The organism is Ferroplasma sp. Type II (assembly GCF_000496155.1).
In genome coordinates this window covers 2,328-4,046 of the sequence record NZ_KI542802.1, presented here as the reverse complement: position 1 = coordinate 4,046, position 1,719 = coordinate 2,328, and the positions used below count along the sequence as shown (strand labels likewise).

The following is a 1,719-nucleotide window of genomic DNA, read 5'->3' as shown; positions in this document are numbered from 1 at the left end:
AATTTGATGATATAGTATTCCCTCCTGGAGCCCATTAAACCACTGATAAAAATTATTTATTTTATTAGATCAGAGATTTTGATCTTAATCTAAAAATTGTTCATGGTGGTTATTATAACACAACGTGTTCAGATTGCCCTGTAACTCACATTTTGAGATCCAGTTTAACTGACCTCCTAAAGTAAGGATACTGGAACAGATATAGAAGACCCCTGTTCAAAAAAAAGAATGGAAAAATGATTAAAAGATTAATAAATGGAAGAAACAGAAATGAGAATGTTATTTTTACAAAAAAGAAATTAGTTGGTGTCCTGTTTCATCAGATCATTCAGTTTTGAGCCCCTGTCATATCGTATTAGGATTAAACCAACTATTATAATATATAACCATCCGACTAGTGAAAAGGCCCTTCCGAATGAATACTGGAGAAATTCCACATGTCCTACCAGAGGCGAAACAGATATGGGTGGCAACGCGGTTATTCCTGAAATAAAGTACACTAAAAGATTGAACAAGGTGAAAATTACACTGGGAATATACCATATTTTTAATCCTAAAAGGAAGACCATAGAAATTACAATAAAAGCGGAAACCTCAATCTCAAGCCAAAAGGTAACAAGTGGAGCGGCTCCAGGAAGAGCATACAAATGGGCTGCTGCGTCCAGTATGGCAAAAAACACCACAGTAAACCTTACAATTTTCATGGGGGTATACCCACCTGTTAAGCTGTACAATATATTACTCTTATATTCAGACATATATAGTAATCTGCTGTGCGGTATTAAAACTTGAGTTGTGTACATAATTATGTCTAAATATTAATATTTCTTGTAGCAGTGTTAACGTCATTAAGCTAATTACCACAACCCAGAGCATTGAAATCGGCATCCATTTTGTCCAGATGAAAAAGTGTAGTGGTACGATTTCTTGTTGATTTTTCCATGCTATGGGAAATGGAAGGCAATTTTCATAGGATATAATAGGGATTTATTATAGATCAATGGGAATAGATAATTTAATAATATAATGTATATGTAATTCTCCATTGACAACATCATGGATTGCTGATATTACAATTAATTAGGTTAATGATCTTATTAACATGGCACTGAGAAAACTATATATTGCAGTATTGCTGGATGGCTTAGATGTGTATAATATTAAAATTAATATTCTAAACATAAATTTTATCAATAATTATTATATATGATATTACAATAAATGCTTCATGGCAACAGAGATGTATATAAGACGCATAGCCAGCTATAATGCTTTTTCGAAGATAGCTGTACATATACATCATCATAGCATGATAACCAATGTTGATAGTCTGCCATCCAGTACTTTATTCAGCCGTGGTTATCTTGAGAATGGTAGACAGGAAATTAAGTGAGATTGCCTATTCCATAAGGAAATCTTTCCACGATTCTGGATATACGGAGATATTTCCACCAGCATTCCTGAAATCCGATAAAGTGGATGGTTTTAGATTTATTTACAGAAATAAAATATTTGTTTTAGAACCAGACATAACACTCAGGCTCATGAACAGACATATCACAGAAAACTCCAAAATTTATTATATTTCACAGCAGAGTGATGAGTATCTGAACGAATCTTTGAAGGCAGGTTCCGAGATTATGGGTGGTGACGAGGATGANACCAATATAGAAATACTAAGGATGGCAATAAAAATTCTGGATAATCTCGGGATTAAAA

1 protein-coding gene is annotated in these 1,719 nt (G+C 33.4%); it reads right to left on the bottom strand.

Features of this window, described 5'->3' with window-relative positions:
• Positions 1–299 precede the first annotated feature (299 nt).
• Entirely contained in the window at positions 300–758 is a 459-nt protein-coding gene (locus tag AMDU4_RS12425; protein ID WP_290705346.1) for a hypothetical protein, read from the bottom strand.
• Between the last annotated feature and the right edge of the window lie 961 nt (positions 759–1,719).

What these genes read in the sequence shown, in the direction of transcription:
- AMDU4_RS12425 (WP_290705346.1), bottom strand. Translation starts at nt 758, where the DNA reads ATGTCTGAATATAAGAGTAATATATTGTACAGCTTAACAGGTGGGTAT.